We start from the raw sequence: 21,854 nt of genomic DNA, 5'->3' as shown, positions 1-21,854 counted from the left end.
GCTGAAACAGAATCATGAAATTCGTTTTTATTGTTGGGGCGGTACAAGCTTTCTTTTTGACCCTTGTGGTAATGAACAAAAAGAATAAGTCCAAGGGTGATTATGTCATGGTCATCCTGTTGGTGCTTATGGGTTTTCTTTTGGTAGGGTATGCATTGGAAGTTATGGGACTGGATACGGAGTATCCAGTTTTTCTTGGGTTTTATACGGCTATGCCCACTTTATTTGGCCCATTGGTTTACCTATATGTTGTTAGCTATACGAAGAAATCGCAAAAGTTCAATCCATGGTTTTTGCTCCATGCCCTTCCCTATATTGTTTTTACGATTGCAGTTTTTTTACAACTTACATTGTATAGTGAAGGGTCTATAGTCGATGACAAGAACGTTATTGAAGATACGAAGAAGCCTGTTTTTCTTATCATGAGTTTTTTTCGGGTCTTTGTAGGGGTCATTTATCTAATTGCAAGCTTCCTTGTTTTGAAAAAGCATTCAAAAAGAATAGGAAATCATTTTTCTTACACGGAACATATCGATTTAAAATGGCTGCGGTATGTCATTATTAGTATGGTGGTACTTTGGAGCACTATTGTGGTCGCCAATATTTTATACCATTTCGACACCTTTCTTCCTTACCGTCAGGGGGACAATATTATTTTTACAGTGATTACCATTATAGTGTTTCTTACAGGTTACTATGGCATTAAACAACAGATAATTTTCACTCCCTCTATAACTATTGAAGGTAACAGTGATAGAAACAACTTGGTCGCTGATAAGCAAAAGACCAAAAAGCAGTATTTGCATTCAGGATTGTCCGAAGAAGATTCCAAAGCCCAATTGCAGAGACTTTTAAAATATATGAAAGAGGAGAAACCCTATCTGAATGGAAAATTATCACTTCCAGATGTGGCTGACCAGCTGGATATTTCAACTAATCACCTGTCCCAGATAATCAACGGGAACCTCAACAAAAATTTCTTCGATTTCATTAATGGTTACCGGGTTGATTTGATGAAGAAAAAAATGCTCGACGCTTCAAATGACCATCTCACCCTGCTTGGTATGGCTTATGAAAGTGGTTTCAACTCCAAGAGCAGTTTCAACAATATCTTTAAAAAGACCACTGGCCTAACACCTTCACAATTTTTAAAGGCTAAAACTTCATAACCTAAAATTTCTGAGGTCCAGATTCATAGGGGATATCACAAGATATAGGGAGGTGTCCAAATCTATAGGGAAGGTCGATTGGCCTCAAGTTATTTTATTGGTTTGCCATGATTTTAAGTAACATTTCATTTCAAATTAAAAATTATGGCTTCAACTAAACGACTTCATTACCTAGACTGGCTTAGAGTATTGGCCTTCGGATTATTGTTTTTATTTCATTCTTGGCGTCCCTTTGATCATTTGCCTTGGCACATTAAAAATGAGGAACAAAGTGTTGTTTTTGACCTTCTCACCTTCTTTACCCATGGGTGGCGAATGCATTTGATCTTTCTGGTATCTGGAGCTGGCACATGGTTTGCCATGCGCTCCAGAAAAGGAAAGTTTATAACAGATAGGGTCAAAAGGCTGCTAATACCTTTTTTATTTGGAATACTGATTATTATACCTCCCCAGCGATTTTACGAGTGGGTCATGTTCAGGGATTTTGAAGGGGGGTATCTGGATTTTTTAATGATTTACCCCTCCCAACAACTTGGTGATACCATGGGTTCCAGTGTACTACTTTGGTTTGGACACTTAGGGACCCATTTATGGTATCTGCCTTTTCTTTTTGTGATGACAATTATCTCCATACCAATATTTCGTAAAATTCAGAAAGGGAAAATTAAGTTTACATGGCTAAAGAGAATCTTATCCACTCGCTTAGGTGTTTTTGTTTTGGTGATCCCCATGATTGTTTGCAGATTTTTATTGAAACCGATATTTCAAGGATATACTGATTGGGCGGATTTTTTTGTGTACATCTGGCCTTTTATATATGGGTTCATGTTTGTTGCGGACAAAGAGTTTATCGACATTATAAAAAGGAAAACATTGCTGTTATTGAATGTTGGTGTATTAAGTTCAGCAATTTTTATATATCTCGGTTCTTCAAATGCGCAAATGGTGCAGGTCTTTTTGGAACCCGAACTTTCATGGATTCATCTAGGTGTAACCATAAATGCCATGTTCATTGCACTTAGTTGGATATTGTTTTTCCTTGCATTTTTTGCTAGATCTATGAATTTCAACCATTCGATTCTTGTTCCGGCAAATATTAGCATCCTGCCTATTTATATCCTTCATCAAACATTGATTATTGTATTCGGATATTATATCGTCCAATACGATCATAACATTTTCATCAAGTTTTTGATTATTGCACTAACGGCTATTCCTACATCTGTTCTTTTGTACCAATTGATTAGAACCAATAATGTAACCCGGTTTTTGTTTGGCTTAAAACCCTTGGTGAAGGTGCCAAAACAAGAGAAATTGGCACCTGTATACAAAGAGCGATAAAATTGTAACTTACAGAAAACAAAACCAACTATGGAAGCTCAAAATGAAACTGTCACAATAATAGCCAGTGCCACGATAACGATTATCGCATTGATTGGTGTTTGGCTCTACAGACGCTACCAAGATAAGAAAGGGACCGACCAACAATCTAAGGGTTGATTGTTGATAGGGCATCTATATACAAAGTGGGACAAAGCCAGCTTTAAATTTTCATATCTTCATTGCATGTCAATGATAAAGCTGTTCACTTCCATTTACGACACTATTAAGAAGACTACGGCTAAGGAGTTCTTTAAGTTTGGCCTTTGGTTATGGATATATGGGTTGTCATTCGCCACAATTTTATTTTTGCTTTATTGGTTATTCAATTTGTAAAATCCTCCTGAACCAGAAAAGAATATAGATGTCAGGGTCAGCGATGAATAAATTGTTTTTAAACGACTACATCCGTTTACAAACGAAAACAAATGTTTTAAAACCGATTCATGATTTTGACACGTGCTAAGTTTGCCCTGTCGGACGATAAGAGTTCGATAGTATTAACTGTTTAACACGTAAAATTAAAATTATGAATTCGCTAAAAAACAAAGTACAGTTGATTGGAAACTTGGGAAATGATCCTGAAATGGTAACCTTGGAAAATGGCAATAAATTGGCCAAGTTTTCCATTGCCACAAACGAAACCTATAAAAATGCCACGGGCGAGAAGGTGACCGATACACAATGGCATAACATTGTGGCCTGGGGCAAAATAGCAGAGATTGTTGAGAATTTTTTGGTCAAAGGAAAGGAAGTGGCCATTGAAGGAAAGCTTATTTCCCGTTCTTATGAGACCAAAGAAGGTGAAAAAAGATACATAACAGAGATAAAATGTAATGAGCTGTTAATGCTTGGAAAGTAATGTTGTTTAACTACGGATTATCGAGAAAGCGGGTCAATTGACCCGCTTTCTTTTTGGTTATCAACATTTAACAGTAAATTAAATATAAATGATGCAACCATTTAAGAAATTGAATGTCTTTTATATGAGGTCAAGACAAAATGAAATTTGTTCGAATACATATCGTAATTTTTGCAAGCTGCTGCATGGGTGCTTTTGCGCAGGACACGGCCCGTGTTAAGCATGGATTACGCTTTTACGAGCAACTGGCGCAACGAGATGCCGGTTACGAACAAACACTTCAACTTTTAACGCATCAGGACGAATCTGATTATTGGACAGACCAAAGAAACTTTGAAAGACAACTGGGCAAATCTAACTTCTCTTCGTATTTGGCATACATGAAAGGCAAAAAGGATGCCTATCACAAACATTTAAAAACTTGCGGGCATAAAACTCCACACAGCGAACTGTATTTGCAAAAGGCTAAAGAGTATCTTTCAATGACCGATATGGAGTTTTCATTAATGCAGGAAAGTCAGAAGGTTGTACAATCTTCGGTTATAAAGAAAAAGGCAATAAAATAGCAAAAGCCACCTTCAAGGTGGCTTTTTTTATGCTACTTTCTTCAGCAGGTCAAAACATGGGCAACGCTTACAACGTTTGTTTTCTCCCTTTTTATATTTTTTACAACATTTGGTCTTGCAATTGGTAGGGGCTAGCTCCATTAGCAAGCTGCTGTTACTTTTTTTAGATTTTTTCTTCTTTTTACCCATCTTGAGAAAAACGATGGGCCAAAAATAGTTATTTTAAATTAATCTAAATAAAAGATTTATCAACAATTATTCTCCTGCCGTATCCGAAGCCGCACTTTCAACAGTTAGTTGTTGTATATCCCTATCAAAAAGGTAAAGACCTCCCTTATCGTTACCAATCAAATTGATTTTATCCAGAACCGTACGTGCCAAAGCCTCTTCTTCTAATTGTTCCGCCACATACCATTGTAAAAAGTTATGCGTGGCATAATCCTTTTCTTCCAAGGTTACATGTACCAGCTCGTTGATGCTTTTCGAAACAAAAATCTCATGATCATACAATTCCTGAAACATTTCTTTGAATGTTCCAAAATCTGTTTTGGGTGCTTTTAAATCTGAAATATGGGCATGTCCTCCTCTTTCATTAACATATTTGACCAGTTTGAGCATGTGCATACGCTCCTCGTCAGAATGGCCGTACATAAATCCGGCAACACCTTCCAAACCTTTTACTTCTGCCCATGACGCCATGGAAAGATAGACCTGTGATGATTCTGCTTCTATTCGTATTTGCTCGTTAAGCGCTTTTTCAAGTTTTTTGGATAACATGTTTTTACTTTTAGTGGTATAAAATTACAAAATGGACAGGACTATAAGCAGTGTACAATTGGGTTCAATCAAAAACGAACAGCCACCCCCATAGTTCCTGGACCAAAATTAAGATTCCAACTTAGCTTTTTTCCAGTGTCATTATACTTTTCATTGTATTTGGAATCCAGATAACGATCTATGGACTCTACAATGAAGATGCTCAATACCGTACTAAAGGCTATATCCGACACCCAGTGAAAACGATCTGTGATTCGAGCAAAACCTGGAATGAGTCCTACAGTATAAATACCTGCTTTTACCCATGGGTTTTTAAATTGCTTGGCAATGGCATAGGCATTGCTAAAGGCAAGCATGGCATGCCCGGATGGAAAAGAATCATAATTATGAACGCGATCAAGATGAAATGGGTCGTAGACATCAGAACTATCACCACTTTTAGGTCTGGCCCTTCCAATGATTCGTTTACTTACTTGCTGTAAAAAACCACCTGCAGTGGCAGATGCAATTAAAAGTACTCCGGTTCTTCGCAATTTTTCATTTTTGGTAAACAGTCCGGCCAGATATACCCCTCCGGTAATCATATAATTGTTCTCTGGGCTTCCATACTCGTTGCCATAGTCCACTAGAAAATCAGGGACATCATTTCTAAAACCATTGGCCCAATCATCTATTTCATCATCAACCATAAATAAAACTGCAGTTCCGGCTGTTAGGTAACCAAAATTTGCCCAATCATTGCCTTGCCAATGAAAAGGACGGCTGTAGGCATGTCCAATTCCCCCAAAAACATTGCCCATGTCATAAGTGAAGTTGTTCCAAGTATTCTTTTTATTGGAATGAATCTGTTCTTGGGCATGCAATTGGATCCCTAAAAACAGTAGTAAGCCAAAAATGATCGGTTTCATAATTCAGAAGTGTTGGAGGTTAAACAAATAAAGTTAAAAATAAATTTCTTGGGCAAATACTGTATAGATGAGACGGCAAACTATACTCAACATTACTATTCGTCCCGACTTACTTGTGCAATGCCAGTTGTATTCGTTTTCTGGGAATATCAACATCCAAAACCTTTACAACTACCTGTTGATGAAGGCTCACATGCTCATTTACATCTTTCACAAAAGAATTGGAAAGATTGGAAATATGGATCAGTCCACTTTCCTTGATTCCGATATCTACAAAACAACCAAAATTGGTAATGTTGTTGACTATGCCCGGTAACAATTGTCCCTGCTGTAGATCTGTAATCTGTTTAATGTTTTGGTTGAAGGTAAAAACCTTTGCTTTTTCCCTACGGTCCAATCCGGGTTTTTCCAATTCTTCCAGAATATCCTTCAAGGTGGGCATTCCAATGATATCGGTACAGTAGTTTTTTAGGTCGATACTTTGCAAAACGGACTTGTTTCGGATGATATCCGATAAAGGAACTCCCTTGTCTTTGGCCATTTTTTTAACGATGCCATAACTTTCAGGGTGCACCGCGGAATCATCCAGCGGGTTTTCTCCTTCCTTGATGCGCAAAAAACCAGCTCCTTGTTCAAAAGCTTTCCCCCCCAATCGTGGTACTTTTTTGATTTCTTGTCGGTTGGTAAAGGCACCATTTTCATTCCGATATGCCACTATGTTTTCGGCCAATTTAGGCCCAATACCAGAAACATAACTGAGCAAAGGGATACTGGCGGTATTGATGTTAACCCCCACGGAGTTCACACAGCTTTCCACCACAGTGTCCAAAGATGTTTTTAATTTGGTCTGGTCCACATCATGCTGATATTGCCCAACGCCAATGGATTTGGCATCTATTTTCACCAGTTCGGCCAAGGGATCGGCCAATCGGCGACCTATGGAAACGGCTCCTCTTACGGTTACATCATAGTTGGGAAATTCATCCCGTGCAATTTTGGAAGCGGAATAAATGGAAGCCCCCGCTTCACTCACCACAAAAACCTCGATGGGATTTTTAAAATGAATTCGTTTGACCAATTGCTCCGTTTCCCGGGATGCCGTCCCGTTACCAATGGCAATCGCCTCAATTTTATGGGCATCGACCAAAGAGCTTATTTTTTTGATGGCACCTGAACTATCATTTTGTGGGGCATGTGGATAAATGGTCTCGTTGTGTTTTAAATCGCCTTGCGCGTCCAAACAGACCACTTTACAACCCGTCCTAAAGCCTGGGTCAATGGCCAATATGCGTTTTTCGCCTAAAGGTGCGCCAAGTAACAACTGTTTTAGGTTTTTGGAAAAAACCTTAATGGCATCGGCATCTGCTTTTTCCTTGGCAGTTTTTAAAAGCTCATTGGATAATGAAGGAAACAAAAGACGTTTATAGGCATCCGCGATAGCCAATTCAATTTGTTCGGCGCAGGCATTATTGGATTTAATGATTCGTCTTTCAATATTCTGTAATGCCCTTTCCTCATCGATTTCAATTTTGACACGGATAAAGCCTTCTTTTTCGGCCCTTAAAATGGCCAAAAACCGATGCGAAGGGCACCGACTCAAGGATTCGTTCCAATCAAAATAATCTCGAAATTTTTGTGCTTTCTCGTCATCTTTTTTTGTTTTGATGACCTTGGTGACCAATATGGCATGTCGTTCCAATTGATTTCTCAATTGATTTCGAACATCGGTGCGTTCGTTGATCCATTCCGAAATGATATGGCGGGCTCCTTCCAGGGCATCATCCTCGTTTTCAATTTCGTTGTTGAGGTATTTGGAGGCAATGAATTCAATCTCATCACTCCGTTGGGCCATGATGATCTTGGCCAATGGTTCAAGTCCATTTTTCCGAGCTGTTTCCGCTTTGGTTTTCTTGCTTTTTTTGAAAGGAAGGTAGAGATCCTCCAAACTGGTCAGGTCAGCACAATTGTGAAACTTGGATTCAAGCTCTTGAGTCAACAGCCCTTGTTCACTAACTGCTTTTATAATGGCCGCTTTTCTTTTTTCTAAGGCTTCAAACTCGGTTTTAAACTTTACAATGGCACCAATTTCAACCTCATCCAAATTCCCGGTACGTTCTTTTCGATAGCGAGAGATAAAAGGAACAGTGCAATCTTCATTCAGCAGTGCCACCGTATTTTCAATACTTTGCTCTGAAAGTTGAGTGTGCTTAAGGATATAGGGGATGAGTTGCATTAAGAAAGCTAGTTTTCAAATTTGGATAGCGTATAACGCTTATCAGCATTGTTGTAGTGACTATGAATATAGTACCCCTTATAATTAAACAAGGTTGTAAGCTTTATGTCGAACAAACCATCGCTATGTTTTTGGACCCTGTCGAACAGATTGGAAAATGGATCCATTTCTATATGGTTCAACGTTGAGGAATCAAATATTGATTTTATATAGACTGCTCTTGTTGAAGAGTAGGAATTGTAGGCATAAAATGCTGGGCTTACAGAGACGGTAATGGTACCAAAGCTTGCAATGGGAATTCCCGGCATTGGCATCATCATTGCACCGCCACCTGTATGGATTGATACCCCGCCCATTTTTATGTTTAACTTATTGTCTTTTTCGTTTGCTGTTATCCCTATTCGCTGTATGTTGGCTACTTTTCTAAGATATTGCTTTGTTTTTTCCAATTCCCGCTTACCTTCTATATATGGACTTCCCTCTACATAGATAGGAGAGTTTTTAAAAGGGATTTCTTGGTCGCTGGCTATGGAATATTTTTTTAACTCTGTTTTGGATGTTAGATCATAAATATAAAAATTGAGCAATTTGGTCGAAGATATTATTTGGAACATTTTTCCATTGCTGATGAAAGAATTGGATTTAACGTATTCCATATTACCAAATGAAAAAGTAGGAATTGAAAAGAACTCCATGCTGTAATTTTCGCTATCTGAATCAAGTTTCAAAAGTCGTGTGGCATTCTTCCGGTGATTTAGGCTAATTGTCATTCCATCAGCGGAAGGATAAATCTTGATTGGCTGGGAAGCCTGCTCAATAGAGGCCGGAAGACTGGGTTTTATTATAGAATTTTCATGATAATTCAATATGGAGCTGAGCGGTACAATTTTGTCTTCCGAATTGAAAAAACGTTCTCCCGAAAAATCATAAATTGAAGTTGAGACTGCATCTTTGTTGAAAATATATCTTTTTATTATAGAAGAATTTCTTTTAAAAGTAAAAATATTGAGTTTGTTGTCATAGTTTAATGAAGCAAAGATCTTTTCCTTTTTCATGGGCAATTCAAATTTTGCAATTTGAAGTTTGTTTCCCTCACCAAAGGAGTAAGCACAAAACTTGTTCTTGGCAGGATTGGTAAAATAGAGGCTTACCATGTTCTTTGAAGAAACCGAATATCCTTGCAACTGTGAATATGGATATATGGGCTTTGGATAGTCTTTTTTATGAATGGAATCAAAACTGGCATTGAAGATCAAATGTTTGATTGCTTTATTGTCCAAAAAGAAGTAATGTATATTTTCAGCATTGTCTGTGACCGAAGTTACTTCTTTACCCTTTTTAAGGTCAATACTTATGGATTTTAGGTGTTCTTGACCATTTATGTAGGTTGATGGTATAAAAAATATCGAAAATAAAATACTTAAGCGACTGAACATAGTAAGAGGTATGGTTGAATGGGTATTGAGATTGGGTGAATTGGTAAAAATCAGCTAATTGATGCTCCATTTTGAACACTCTTATCATCCGGATTCACAAACACCAATTTGCCTTCTTGATCTTCGGTCATTAAAATCATACCTTCACTTTCCACGCCACGTAGTTTTCTTGGAGCTAGGTTGACCAAAACGGTTACTTTTTTTCCTACAATGTCTTCGGGTTTAAAGCTTTCGGCAATTCCTGATACTATGGTTCGGGTGTCCAATCCCGTGTCAACTTTCAAAACCAAAAGTTTGTTCGCCTTCGGCATTTTTTCGGCTTCAATAATGGTTCCCACTCGCATATCCAGTTTAGTGAAATCATCAAAAGTGATGGTCTCTTTTTGCGGGGCAATTTCCTTGTCCATTTGCTCATTGGTTTTTTTGGTGGCTTCCAACTTGGCTAATTGGGCCTCAATTTCTTTATCCTCCACTTTACGGAATAACAGTTCACTTTTATTGATTTGATGTCCTGAAGGAAGCAATGTTTCTTTTGTGCTAAGTTCATCCCAAGAGGTCTCAACTGCGTTAGACCTGATATTGAGAATGTTTTTAAGTTTTTCCGAAGTAAAAGGTAAAAACGGCTCACTGAGAACAGCCAGTCCCGTTGCGATTTGCAAGGCTACATACATTACTGTTTTTACACGCTCCTCATCGGTTTTGATAAGTTTCCAAGGTTCTTCATCCGCCAAATATTTATTACCAAGTCGGGCAAGGTTCATTAATTCTTGACTTGCTTCCCTAAATCGGTAGCGGTCCAACGAGTTGTCGAGAATTTCCGGAAAGCCCTTAAGGGCTTCTAAGGTCCGTTTGTCAACATCGGTTAAATCTGAAGGCGTGGGTACAACTCCATCGTAATATTTATGGGTCAGCACAGCAACCCGGTTAATAAAATTCCCAAAAATAGCAACAAGTTCATTGTTATTTCTAGCTTGAAAATCTTTCCAGGTAAAATCATTGTCCTTGGTTTCCGGGGCATTGGCTGTTAATGCATAACGCAAAACGTCTTGCATATCTGGAAACTCTTCCAAATATTCATGCAACCACACCGCCCAGTTTTTGGAGGTTGAAAGTTTGTTTCCTTCCAGATTTAAAAACTCATTCGCTGGAACATTTTCTGGCAGTACAAAATCGCCATGAGCCTTTAGCATACTTGGGAAGATGATACAATGGAAAACAATATTATCCTTCCCTATAAAATGAAGCAATTTGGTGTCTTTATCTTTCCAATAGGGCTCCCAATCCTTGCCTTCGCGTTCGGCCCATTCTTTAGTTGAGGAGATATACCCAATGGGGGCATCGAACCACACGTAAAGCACTTTTCCTTCCCCGCCTTCAACTGGAACAGGAATTCCCCAATCCAAATCACGGGTAACGGCACGGGGTTTTAATCCATCGTCAATCCAAGATTTACATTGGCCATAAACGTTGGGTTTCCAGTCATTTCTGTGGCTTTCCAGAATCCATTCTTTTAAGAAATCCTCGTAGCGATCTAGTGGCAAAAACCAATGCTTGGTTTTCTTCAATGTGGGAACTCCTCCGGTGATTGTCGATTTTGGATTAATGAGATCAGTTGCATTTAGGGACGAGCCACAATTTTCACATTGATCACCATACGCTTCCTCATTGCCACATTTGGGGCAGGTTCCTACCACAAAACGATCGGCTAAAAACTGCTGGGCTTCTTCGTCATACAGTTGTTCGGTGACCTCTTCTATAAAATCATTTTGGTCATATAGTTTCTCGAAAAAATCAGAGGCGGTCCTATGGTGAACCTCGGCAGAAGTTCTTGAATAATTGTCAAAGGTGATTCCGAAATCAACAAATGATTTTTTGATAATCCCGTGGTATTTGTCAATTATCTCCTTTGGAGATACTCCTTCTTTTTTGGCTTTCATTGGGATGGCAACACCATGCTCATCACTACCGCAGATAAAAGCCACATCCTTCCCCTTTAAACGCAAATAGCGGGAATAGATGTCCGCAGGAACATAAACCCCAGCCAAATGGCCAATATGAATAGGTCCATTGGTGTAAGGCAATGCAGCTGTAATGGTATATCTTGAAGGAGTTGTGGTCTTGGACATGTTGTACTTTAATTAAGCCCCAAAAATACTGAATTTCATTGGAGTGATTCCATGCTTTTTTGGTACTTATTGAAGCTTATCATGATATCGAAAAGCGAAGGATTTTAAAAATAAATAAAGCTAGTGTGAGTTATTTATAAGAATCTACTTACGAAACGAAGATTATGAGTATTGGAAACCCAAAAAAGTTCAAAAAGCTTGAGAAATTCAAGGAGGTTTTAAAAGAGGAGCAAAAAGAAGAATTGTCCAGGGTCTATAAGGACAAAAACCACGAAGTGAAGAAAGCCTTGGGATTTAAAACTGATAAAGACAAACCTAAGCTTACCTAAAAAGGAAACCTCCGAATCGTACAGCCCAAATTGGGGTGGGGGGATGCACTATCGGAGGATTCTGGAATATGTACGTTTCTCTATAAGATTACATGATCATTACAGATTTACTCATTCTTTCTTCTCCCACACGGATTTGATAGATATATTTTCCTGTGGACAGACTATCGCGCATGCGATCTCTAATATTTATTTCCGCGGAACCTTCCAACATCATTTCATTGAAAACTGTACCCACATTTTGCCCAAGAATGTTATACAATTGAATATCGACATGGGCAGCAACGGGCATTTCCAAATAGATGTGTGGAGTATTTTCTGTTGGGTAGTACGGTCTGTGGACTATGGCTGCCAAAACATCTGGATCTGGATCCATGCCATCTGGACTTGGTGGGGTGTCCGGTAATGTTGGTGGATCACTGTCCATGGCAATGTCCGGGAACTCTGTTCCGCTACAATTAAACCCAAGGTTAACCGGATTGTAGGGGTGATCCAACAAATGTTGTTCTACCAGTGGAATTGGCACGCAGAGCCATTCGGCCAATACGGTGGCATACAAATCCCTAAAATCCATGGTGTACTCGAGGTTTCCACGCCCGTTTGGATTATCCAAAGATGGGTGGTCACCAACAAAGGCACTTCCATTTAAACCTGACCCAAAGAATAGAGTAGGCGCAGCTTTTCCGTGATCTGTTCCGTTTGAACCATTTTCAAATATTCTACGACCAAATTCAGAGAAGGTCATACTCAAGACCTTATCGTCTTGCTGGGTGAAGGCAATATCATCATAGAAATTCTGTACCGCAATGGAAAGGTTCGTCATTAACCGTTCGTGGGCAAGTGGCTGGTTACCGTGGGTGTCAAAACCACCCATGGAAATCATATATACCTTGGTGCCCAAGTTTCCTTTGATCAATCGTGCCAACAAAGCCAATTGTCGTGCAAAACCATTGTCTTGGTATTCCACCTGGTTTTGCCCTCTTTCATAGGCATCATGAATTTTACCAGCATATTCGTAAGTAGTGTTGGCCACACCTCTCAAAAAGCGCAACTGATCACCATACATACAGTTGTCAAACGGAGCATTCTCAATGTCGTAGAAAAATCCAGTTTGCGCAATTTCCTCCAACTGGTCAATATTGTTGGTAACAAATGCATAGTTGGTTTCCTCACCTTGGAAAACCAAGTTGGACAGGTTTCCAATTTGGATTGCCGCTGGAGCTTCGGGCGGATTGATCAAATAATCTGGATAGCATTGCTCAAAATGTCTACCCATCCAACCCGTATTCAATCCGGTAAAACCGGTTGTTGTCAAATCCGTATTGGCGTAAATATCCGACCCTGTAAAATGGGACAAACTCTGGTTTTCATAACCTACTCCGTGAACAGCTTTAAACTGTCCATCGCCCCACAAAGGTTCTAGGGCGTTCATGTAGGTAGGTACACCAAAGTCATCGGTAAGTTTTAGGACCTTACTTTCTGGGATGTAAATGTTAGGCCTGGCGTTAGCATAAGTATCGTATTGTTGAATAGGGATAACGGTGCTCAGTCCATCGTTTCCTCCAGACAACCTGATCAGTATTAAAATATGATCGGTCTCTGCATCTGCAATGGCAGAAGTAAAGGGGGACGGGGCCGAAGCGGAAACCAAGTTGCTTCCTAAGAACATGGAACCAGATCCTGCAATACCCAATGCTTGGATAAAGGAACGTCTGCTCCATGTTTTATGTTCTTGATCATGGCCATCATGTTCTAGGCCTTTATAGGGTGATTTATCGTGGGTATGATGAGTATCGCACATGGGTAGGGTTATTTAAGTTGAAATTCGGGTTCTCTAGACAGGTGACGCAATAATAGATAAACTTGGGATGGAGCGGTAGGCCAAGAGGACAAGGTCCAATCGGGAGTGGCACCTCCTTCGTAATATGTGGCATCCACATCACTTCTAAAAGCTACATAGGCTTTTTCATATTCACCATCAGTCAGTAGCCCTTTAGGTAGCATTTTATCAATAATTGGCCTTGCTATAATATCGGGGTTACTGCTGGTTAAACCGTCATTTCCTGTAATGGACAATGCAAAATCCCTAAACTGTTCGGGATTGTCCTGGAAAAAGCGTTCCAAAAACACTTCTGTTGTCAACCAACGACCAATAATAAAATTGGTATTGATCCATTGTCTATCCCGTTGCCAACCTGCAACATCAAATGGATCAAAAAGTGTTTGACCTATCAATCTTGATGCGTCAATAACGTTGATCACGGTACCATCATCATAAGAGAATCCGGTTTCCTTGAGTAGGTTCATGTACAAATCGAACGGACTCTTAATAATTACCCCAATTGCATCTTCGTCAAAAAAATGCTGGCTTTTAAATAACTGGGAAAGTACCGGGGCAATCTCAAAATTATTGGCCGTAAATGTGGCCGCCATTCCGTTGATTATGGTTTGCGCATTACCATCCGCATCATCAGAATCTGGATGCACAAAGAATTCGTATAATTTCTTGCAGATAAACCATGCTATTTCATTTGGTCTTTCAGTAAACAAGATATTGATGACATCATCATACCCCCAATTACCTGTTTGACCAAAGATGGTTTTGTTTTCAGTATTGAAATCTTCCGGGTTAAAGGTGACCTGTGTACATCCTTCTTCACCTCTTTCGGTATATCCTGAAATAGCTTTTGCTGTTTCTATGATATCCTCCTCCGTATAGTTATTACCCTCACCTAGGGTAAAAAGTTCATACAGCTCGCGGGCATAGTTTTCGTTTGGATTGTTCCCTCGGTTTCGAACCCCATCCAAATAATAGAGCATGGCACTGGTCAATCCTATCTCACTTACAAACGTTCTGAAATTACCCAGGGCATTTCGCTGCAAACAGTTTATATAATGGTATAAAAAGGAGTTGCAATTATAAACATCGATTTCGGTAACAAAATGATTGCTCCAAAAGAAACTCATTCTGTCCCTTAGTTCATTGTTTAAAAGAGCATTACCGTATGCCGTGGCAAATTCTTCTTGTTGGGTTCTTCTAAGTTGCCCAGCTAAATCATCATCTGCGGGATAGTCCGCATTTGTCCAATTTGCCCATGTCGGTGCAGGGATTGGTGCTAATGCAAGGGCCTGATTTACTAGATTATCCACAAGGGCTCCAGCTGTTTGTCCAACAGCTGCGTTAATGGTTTGTACCGAGGCACTAAAGCCTAGCCTCCGATACAAATGGGCAGCACGCAACTCATCCAATGGAGTTGTGTACGGCGCCAAAGTTGAGGAATTACAATTGATAAAGTACTCCATAGCAATGTCTGGCGTTAATTAGGTCCATAGTTTTGGGGCAACTATATGTTTAGTTAACGTTGGGTGTGGTTCAATTCAGCCAACAAAGTACAATCTAAACGCTGTTTTTGCCGTGAACTGCCAATTTTTTCGATGAACTGCACATATTTTTTAATATTTTTCAAAATCTATGGGAAAACACAATGAATTTGGAAAGCAAGGAGAGCAAATTGCAGTGGATTTTTTACGAAAGGCAGGATATAAAATTTGTTTAAGGAATTATCGCTACCTAAAAGCCGAAATAGATATCATTGCAAAAATGGGAGAAACATTGGCCATTGTGGAGGTAAAAACCCGAACTTCTGATTTTCTTGAAGATATGGAAAGTGTAATCAATCCAAAAAAAATCAAGCTTCTTACCCTAGCGGCAGATCAATATGTACAAGAACATGATCTGGATATTGATGTGCGATTTGATGTTATCATCGTCATCAAAAGAAGGGAAGGCTTTGAGGTTGAACACTTGGAGAATGCCTTTTATCATTTTTAACCATTTGTTTTATTTGTAACAATGTGTTATTTTTGTTCCACCAATCCATACCAATCAAATGAAAACAATTTCTGCCGTAGTTGAACATTACATCAAAAAGAAGCCCTTTCTTCAAAGTGCCTTGGCTCAAGGAATTATTAACCTTACCTCTTTGTCCAGACAGATAAAACCAGAAATCTCTGATGAATTGGGTAAAGATGTAAAGGACGGTGCCATTGTAATGGCACTTAAACGTCTTTCGGACGATTTGGAATTCCGTGCTACCCATAAAATTGTAAAGGTACTCAAAAACATAGGGGAGATTACCGTTCGTTCCTCATTGACCGATTATACTTTTTTGGCATCTGAGACCATTTTGCAGCAACAGGCCAAACTTTTGGAAGAAGTAAACGCCAATCAAGATGTATTTTACACGTCATCCAGAGGGGTAAATGAGATCAATATTGTAATTAGCAGCGTTATGGATAATGTTGTGGAAAAGTACTTTAGCCATGAACGCTGTTCTCAAAAAGCTGAAAATCTATCCTCTATTACGGTAAAGTTACCTGCCGAAAATGTTTCAGTACCCGGAATATACTATTTCATTTTTCAACGATTGGCATGGGAAGGGATTGTACTGTATGAAGTGATTTCTACTACTAATGAGTTTACCATTTTGGTGAACGAAGAGCAGGTTGACGTAGCCTTTAAGACCATTAAGGATTTAAAATCCCTTTAAGGGATTGTCCTATAAACTAAACGATTGGCTTTTTCGTTGTTAGAAAAGACACTTCTTTTCCAATGACTAAAAAAAGAATTCTTCTTGGGTTGTTGGCCCTATTGGTACTGTACTTATGTTACCTGGCCTACATTTTTATATTATCGCCCAAAACCAATTTGCAATCCATTTACCTGATTCCCAAGGATGCTGTTTTTGTCATAGAATCAGAAAAGCCAGTAGAAAGCTGGAAAAAAATTGGTAAGAGTGAAACTTGGCAACACCTTCAGAAGAATGGATATTTTGCGGAACTGACCGAGAATATTCAAAAAGTGGATACGGTCTTTAACAACAACCATAGGTTGTTTGAGTTTTTTGATGGGCGTTCCCTCTTTATTTCCATCCACATGATTTCCAAAAAAGACTATGGGATTTTTTATGTGCTCGACCTTAAACGTATTGCCAAACTAAAATTGCTAAAGACGTATTTGAATACCTTGCTCAACGACAACTTTACACTGAGCAAACGCAATTATCACGGTCATGAAGTTTTGGAGGTATACGATCGGAGAAACAAAGAGACCATGTATCTTGCTTTTGTCAAAAACCAATTGGTGGCCTCGTATACCCACACTTTGGTAGAAGCTTCCATTGATCAATATCTGGAGCCAGTTTTGGGAAGGAATCTTGATTTTATTGAGGTAAATAAAAGGGTGGGTTATGAAGATCTGTTTCGATTATATCTTCAATATGATTTTTTGGATGACTACTACAAACGGTTTTCAGATAAGCCCAGCGAATGGATGGATCGGGTAAGTGAGAATTTTTTGTTCTCAGGATTTAGCTTTGATCTGGACAGAAACAATACAATTACTGCAAACGGGTTCACAAATATTAGTTCAACCAACCATCATTATTTAACAGCACTTCAAAAGTCGGGAGAATCCAAGCGGAATGTCCCAAAAATTGCTCCTGAACGCACGGCACTATATCTGAGTTATGGATTTGATAGCTTTTCAGAGTTCTATAAGAATTTTGAAATGGTTCAACAGAACAATCCTTCGGAATTTCAAGAATATCAAGAAGGAATAACGAAGGTTGAGAAATTCCTCAAAATTGACGTTAAGGAAAATTTTGTGAGTTGGATTGGGGATGAGATTGCCCTATTGCAGATACAATCTTCCATTTCAAAAGGAAAGAATGATGTGGCCTTGGTTTTAAAAGCGACAGATATTGATGATGCCAAAACCAATTTGGACTTTGTGTTGAAGCAAATTAAAAAGAAGACTCCAGTAAAATTTAAAGCCGTTACCTATAAAGAACACGAAATTAATTTCCTTTCGATCAAAGGGTTCTTCAAAATGCTGCTTGGGAATCGTTTTAAAGAATTTGACAAACCCTACTTTGCCTTGATAGATGAATACGTTGTGTTCAGCAATAATCCCAATACTTTAAAAAGTATCATTGACGATTTTAAAGAGGAGAGAACGCTATCCAATTCGCAAGATTTTCAAGATTTTGATAAAAAATTTGAGGATGAATCCAGTTTGTTCGTGTATAGCAACATTCCGGTTTTATATAATAATATGTATGCTTTGGCAGATGGGAATACCAAACAAAAACTAAAAAAGAATAAAGATTTCATTATATGTTTTCCCCAAACAGGTTTTCAGTTAACACCAGAGGATGATCTTTTTAAAACCAGATTGGTGGTCAATTATGAAGATGTAGATACCGTAAAGGCTAAGTATCAAATTCAACAAAAGACCGTCCCGCCAAAACCAAAATCTATTCCCAAAAACAACAATGAGATTACCGAGGCTATTTTTGATCTTAGGCCTATTTACCCAACGGATCTGAATGCCAAAACTTTTTCCAGAAACTATGGCAATGGAAAAATTAGATTTGAAGTAGAGTTAAAAGATGGACTTAAACATGGGCGATATACGCAGTACCATCCAAATGGAACCGAAAAAATGACCGGGCGTTTCCGAAAAGATGTGCAAGTGGGTACGTGGCGCTATTTTGACCAGAGCGGTGAATTGATAATAAAGAAGCGGTTTTAATCGAAAAGAATTCCTCGATGCTTGCATCGGGGTGTCCGATAAAATTGTCATTCTCGTGAAAACGGGAATCCAAATAACAGAATTTTGGTTTTTGGTCTTTAGGTCAAAATTAAACCAACAAAATATTTCTATAACTATGATTGTCATAATATTGGATTAAAGAAATTCTTTATTTCCTCCTAAGTTTCAAGATTCAGATTGCAATCACTAACTTGATTTCCAAAATCAAGTATACTTTAATGAAAAGAATTATCTATCCCATCGTCTTTTTGATTTGTGTATTGGCTCCTCAACATATGGTGATGGGCCAAGAATTTTACTTCCCCCAACGGAATGAGGTGTGGAAGAAAGCCACCGCGAATCAATTCACCTATAATCAGAAAAAGATGCAAGCTGCGATTGATTTTGCAATGGAGAATGAATATTCCGGTTCACGAGATTTACGTCAAGCAATTTTAAAAGGATTTCAACGGGAACCTTTCCATGAAATTCTGGGACCGACCAAAAAACGAGGTGGACCGGCAGGGATGATTTTGAAGAATGGCTATCTCTTGGCTTCATGGGGAGATGCCAAGCGTGTGGATATGACCTTCAGTGTAACCAAAAGCTTTCTTTCCACCACTGCGGGTTTGGCTGTGGACAAAGGACTTATCTCAGACGTTGATGACCAAGTAGGAAAGTACATTTGGGATGGCACTTTTGGTGGTGAACACAATGGAAAAATCACATGGGAGCATTTGCTTCAGCAGAATTCGGATTGGTCTGGGGAACTTTGGGGCCTAAAAGATTGGGCAGATCGCCCTCCCAGAGAAGGCGGATTGGACGATTGGAAGTTTCGGAAACTCAATGAGCCCGGTTCTGTAATGGAATATAATGATGTTCGGGTCAATGTGTTGTCTTATTCACTTACCCATGTGTGGCGCAAACCTCTGCCCATGGTTTTAAAAGAGCATTTTATGGATAAGATTGGTGCCTCTACCACTTGGCGTTGGCATGGCTATGATCATGCTTGGACGGAGATTGATGGGGTACAGATGAAATCGGTTACAGGAGGAGGACATTCTGGAGCAGGATTGTTCATCAATACAGAGGACATGGCACGTTTTGGATTGGTTTTTTTGAATAGTGGAAAATGGAAAAACCAACAAATAATCGGTGAGGATTGGATCGTAAAAGCAACAGAACCTTCGGTTCCCAATATTAATTATGGGTATATGTGGTGGCTGAACCAAAAAGGAGCCCGGCATTGGGAAGGTGTCCCAGAACACATATTTTATGCAGCTGGGTTCGGAGGCAATTTTATTGTGATAGACCAAAAAAGCGGATTGATGCTGGTAACCCGATGGTTGGAACCTCAAAAAATTGGTGAATTTGTAAAGTTGGTCTACGAAGCTTTTTAAGAATTATAATTGTATTCAACTGTAACAAAAATGGGTAAAGGTAGTCTACTATAAAGTTGAAAATCATAGCTAAATAATTACCTCAGACCCATGAAGAATTCGCTGTATCGTTCCGTTAGTAAGATATTCCTTTTTACTCTTTTTACAACCAATTATGGATTTGCACAAACCGACCATGAACAGGCACTGGAAAAACTGGATTCCAGTTTAAAGGAAATCAGTGAAATTGGCCTGATAAAGGGATATGGGGTGGCCATTGTTTCACCGGACAGCACCATTTTTGCAAAGGGGTATGGTATGGCCGATGTTTCAAATAACATTCCGTACACTCCAGAAACACTTCAAAATATTGGTTCGGTTTCAAAAACTTTAATCGGCATTGCTTTGATGAAAGCACAGGAAATGGGGAAATTAAAATTGGACGATCCCATATCCAAGTATTTGGATTTTGATGTCGTCAATCCCTTTTATCCTGATGAACCCATTAGAATATGGCACTTGGCAACACATACGGGCGGTATTAAGGACACTCGATTATATGAAAAGAAAGCCTACTATGTCCTTGACGAAAATGATTTGGGACTTGATGTGCTAAAAAAGCAATCGGAGGATTTTTTAAGTCCAAAGACCAAAGCCACTTTGGCTGCCTATCTTGAGAACTTTTTATCTAAAAAAGGTTCCTGGTATGCTAAAAAGAACTACAACAAAAAGAAGCCGGGTAGTACCTTTCGTTATAGTAATGTGGGCGCAGCATTGGCGGCCCATGTTGTTGAAAAGGCCACAGGAATGCCTTATGACCAGTTTACGTCAAAATACATTCTTTCTGCTTTAAATATGAATGCCAGCGGGTGGGCATATGATAAAATTGACGCCTCCAAACATTCTGTTTTGTACTCCAAAGATGGCCGTCCATTACCAAAGTATGCGTTGGTCACCTATCCAGATGGCGGATTGATCACCAATTTGAATGATTTTGGCAGCTATCTGTCGGAGTTGATGAAAGGATATTACAAGAAGGGAACTTTGCTGGAAGCGGATGGTTATGAAGCACTTTTTCAACAACGTTTGGAAATCAAAGAGTTTCCGGAAGAAGGTGGAAATCGCTACGATGATGAGTTTAATAGTGGAATTTTTATGGGATTCACTCCTGTTGGTTATGTAGGGCATAGTGGTTCCGACCCTGGCATAGTTGCCCTAATGTTCTTTGATCCAAAGTTGAAATTGGGCCATATTTTGATGTTGAATACTTCGACTAGTTCTGATTCTGTGGAAAAACAGTTGATACCAATATTGAAGGCAATCCACGAATATCTTAATGCTCAAAAGTGATGGGGGCTGTAAATGATATTTTAGGATGAAGAATCATTTTTTAGCAGAATATCGCAAAACCCAAATTTAATAGTGCTCTTTTTGCTCGAAGGATCATCGTAAGTTTTAAAGACCTTTTCGCCTATTTCAAAATCAATTGGGTTTGCAAAGATGGGGCCATTAAAACAAAACGTATGGAACTCCCCATTTTCACCACAAGGGTCAACATCTTCCGGAAATTTTTCTATGAGCGCTGGAGAGAGCTCTTTACCCAAAAAAGAAGCATCCAATTTAGAATTATTGATGCATACGATTACTGCCCGGAATCCCAATTCGAAAAATTCCTGAAGCAATTCTTGTGTATCTCTTTTCCAAATGGGAAATAAGGTTTGGATTCCCACGGATGCCAACATCTTTTCTCGATAGACCTTAAGGTCTTCCAAAAAAATATCTCCAAAAGCCGTATGGGTATACCCTAGACTTTTTAACACCTCTATTTTATTTTCCATCAAGGTGTTGTATTCTTCCATGGAAGGTTTTTCGGGAACTTCCAGCACATCCAAAGGAATTCCAACAGCTTTAGCTTGAGTTTCCAAAACCTCTCTTCGCAGTCCATGCATGGATACCCGATCATAATGTGCGTTGACAGTGGTCAGCAAACTGCCAATATCATGTTGATTTTGTTCTTGAAGATAGTATAGAGCTAAAGCAGAGTCTTTTCCTGAACTCCAATTAAAATAGGTTTTTGGTTTTTGAGGCATGGGT

At 39.1% G+C, this 21,854-nt stretch carries 19 protein-coding genes; 11 read left to right on the top strand and 8 right to left on the bottom strand.

What is annotated here, in order from left to right:
* Nucleotides 1-14 precede the first annotated feature (14 nt).
* The 5 genes from ACOQO1_RS12175 to ACOQO1_RS12155 all read left to right on the top strand — a co-directional run bounded on the left by ACOQO1_RS12175 (nucleotide 15) and on the right by ACOQO1_RS12155 (nucleotide 3,977).
* Nucleotides 15-1,169: a helix-turn-helix domain-containing protein gene (locus ACOQO1_RS12175; protein ID WP_420603153.1), complete on the top strand. Its 1,155-nt coding sequence runs from the start codon at nucleotides 15-17 to the stop codon at nucleotides 1,167-1,169.
* A 144-nt stretch (nucleotides 1,170-1,313) separates the two neighbouring features.
* A complete protein-coding gene (locus ACOQO1_RS12170; RefSeq protein WP_420603152.1) occupies nucleotides 1,314-2,510 on the top strand; it encodes an acyltransferase family protein in 1,197 nt (398 codons plus the stop codon).
* A 30-nt stretch (nucleotides 2,511-2,540) separates the two neighbouring features.
* Nucleotides 2,541-2,669, top strand: a complete 129-nt coding sequence (locus ACOQO1_RS12165) for a hypothetical protein (protein WP_420603151.1) — start codon at nucleotides 2,541-2,543, stop codon at nucleotides 2,667-2,669.
* Nucleotides 2,670-3,078: 409 nt separating this feature from the next.
* Nucleotides 3,079-3,411, top strand: a complete 333-nt coding sequence (locus ACOQO1_RS12160; protein ID WP_420603150.1) for a single-stranded DNA-binding protein — start codon at nucleotides 3,079-3,081, stop codon at nucleotides 3,409-3,411.
* A gap of 140 nt (nucleotides 3,412-3,551) precedes the next feature.
* Nucleotides 3,552-3,977: a hypothetical protein gene (locus ACOQO1_RS12155; RefSeq protein WP_420603149.1), complete on the top strand. Its 426-nt coding sequence runs from the start codon at nucleotides 3,552-3,554 to the stop codon at nucleotides 3,975-3,977.
* A gap of 255 nt (nucleotides 3,978-4,232) precedes the next feature.
* Here the strand turns inward: ACOQO1_RS12155 and ACOQO1_RS12150 are convergent, their stop codons facing one another.
* From ACOQO1_RS12150 to metG, 5 genes are all read right to left on the bottom strand, one after another.
* A complete protein-coding gene (locus ACOQO1_RS12150; protein WP_420603148.1) occupies nucleotides 4,233-4,754 on the bottom strand; it encodes a ferritin in 522 nt (173 codons plus the stop codon).
* A 68-nt stretch (nucleotides 4,755-4,822) separates the two neighbouring features.
* A complete protein-coding gene (locus ACOQO1_RS12145; RefSeq protein ID WP_420603147.1) occupies nucleotides 4,823-5,662 on the bottom strand; it encodes a phosphatase PAP2 family protein in 840 nt (279 codons plus the stop codon).
* Nucleotides 5,663-5,771: 109 nt separating this feature from the next.
* Complete coding sequence (locus ACOQO1_RS12140; protein ID WP_420603146.1) at nucleotides 5,772-7,895, bottom strand: Tex family protein; 2,124 nt, start codon at nucleotides 7,893-7,895, stop codon at nucleotides 5,772-5,774.
* 8 nt (nucleotides 7,896-7,903) lie between these two features.
* Complete coding sequence (locus ACOQO1_RS12135; protein ID WP_420603145.1) at nucleotides 7,904-9,331, bottom strand: hypothetical protein; 1,428 nt, start codon at nucleotides 9,329-9,331, stop codon at nucleotides 7,904-7,906.
* 50 nt (nucleotides 9,332-9,381) lie between these two features.
* Complete coding sequence (metG, locus tag ACOQO1_RS12130; protein WP_420603144.1) at nucleotides 9,382-11,457, bottom strand: methionine--tRNA ligase; 2,076 nt, start codon at nucleotides 11,455-11,457, stop codon at nucleotides 9,382-9,384.
* A 164-nt stretch (nucleotides 11,458-11,621) separates the two neighbouring features.
* Between metG and ACOQO1_RS12125 the strand changes: the two genes are divergently transcribed.
* Nucleotides 11,622-11,786 (top strand): hypothetical protein, encoded by a 165-nt coding sequence (locus tag ACOQO1_RS12125; RefSeq protein ID WP_420603143.1) that lies wholly within the window; start codon nucleotides 11,622-11,624, stop codon nucleotides 11,784-11,786.
* Nucleotides 11,787-11,874: 88 nt separating this feature from the next.
* Here ACOQO1_RS12125 and ACOQO1_RS12120 read toward each other — a convergent pair whose 3' ends face one another.
* Nucleotides 11,875-13,587, bottom strand: coding sequence for a DUF1501 domain-containing protein (locus ACOQO1_RS12120; protein ID WP_420603142.1), 1,713 nt, complete (start codon nucleotides 13,585-13,587; stop codon nucleotides 11,875-11,877).
* Nucleotides 13,588-13,595: 8 nt separating this feature from the next.
* A complete protein-coding gene (locus ACOQO1_RS12115) occupies nucleotides 13,596-15,089 on the bottom strand; it encodes a DUF1800 domain-containing protein (protein ID WP_420603141.1) in 1,494 nt (497 codons plus the stop codon).
* 169 nt (nucleotides 15,090-15,258) lie between these two features.
* On the opposite strand from ACOQO1_RS12115, the gene ACOQO1_RS12110 reads away from it, so the two are divergent.
* From ACOQO1_RS12110 to ACOQO1_RS12090, 5 genes are all read left to right on the top strand, one after another.
* Nucleotides 15,259-15,618, top strand: coding sequence for a YraN family protein (locus ACOQO1_RS12110; protein WP_420603140.1), 360 nt, complete (start codon nucleotides 15,259-15,261; stop codon nucleotides 15,616-15,618).
* Between the two features lie 58 nt (nucleotides 15,619-15,676).
* Nucleotides 15,677-16,336, top strand: a complete 660-nt coding sequence (locus ACOQO1_RS12105; protein WP_420603139.1) for an aspartate kinase — start codon at nucleotides 15,677-15,679, stop codon at nucleotides 16,334-16,336.
* Nucleotides 16,337-16,398: 62 nt separating this feature from the next.
* Entirely contained in the window at nucleotides 16,399-18,381 is a 1,983-nt protein-coding gene (locus ACOQO1_RS12100; RefSeq protein WP_420603138.1) for a DUF3352 domain-containing protein, read from the top strand.
* A 239-nt stretch (nucleotides 18,382-18,620) separates the two neighbouring features.
* A complete protein-coding gene (locus ACOQO1_RS12095; protein WP_420603137.1) occupies nucleotides 18,621-19,781 on the top strand; it encodes a serine hydrolase domain-containing protein in 1,161 nt (386 codons plus the stop codon).
* Between the two features lie 90 nt (nucleotides 19,782-19,871).
* Complete coding sequence (locus ACOQO1_RS12090) at nucleotides 19,872-21,110, top strand: serine hydrolase domain-containing protein (protein ID WP_420603136.1); 1,239 nt, start codon at nucleotides 19,872-19,874, stop codon at nucleotides 21,108-21,110.
* Between the two features lie 20 nt (nucleotides 21,111-21,130).
* On the opposite strand, the gene ACOQO1_RS12085 is transcribed toward ACOQO1_RS12090, so the two are convergent.
* Nucleotides 21,131-21,850, bottom strand: a complete 720-nt coding sequence (locus tag ACOQO1_RS12085) for a diphthine--ammonia ligase (protein ID WP_420603135.1) — start codon at nucleotides 21,848-21,850, stop codon at nucleotides 21,131-21,133.
* Nucleotides 21,851-21,854: the final 4 nt, after the last annotated feature.

Source organism: Flagellimonas sp., from assembly GCF_965222555.1.
In the GTDB taxonomy this organism is placed as follows: domain Bacteria; phylum Bacteroidota; class Bacteroidia; order Flavobacteriales; family Flavobacteriaceae; genus Flagellimonas.
This window is presented reverse-complemented; position numbering and strand designations above follow the sequence as displayed.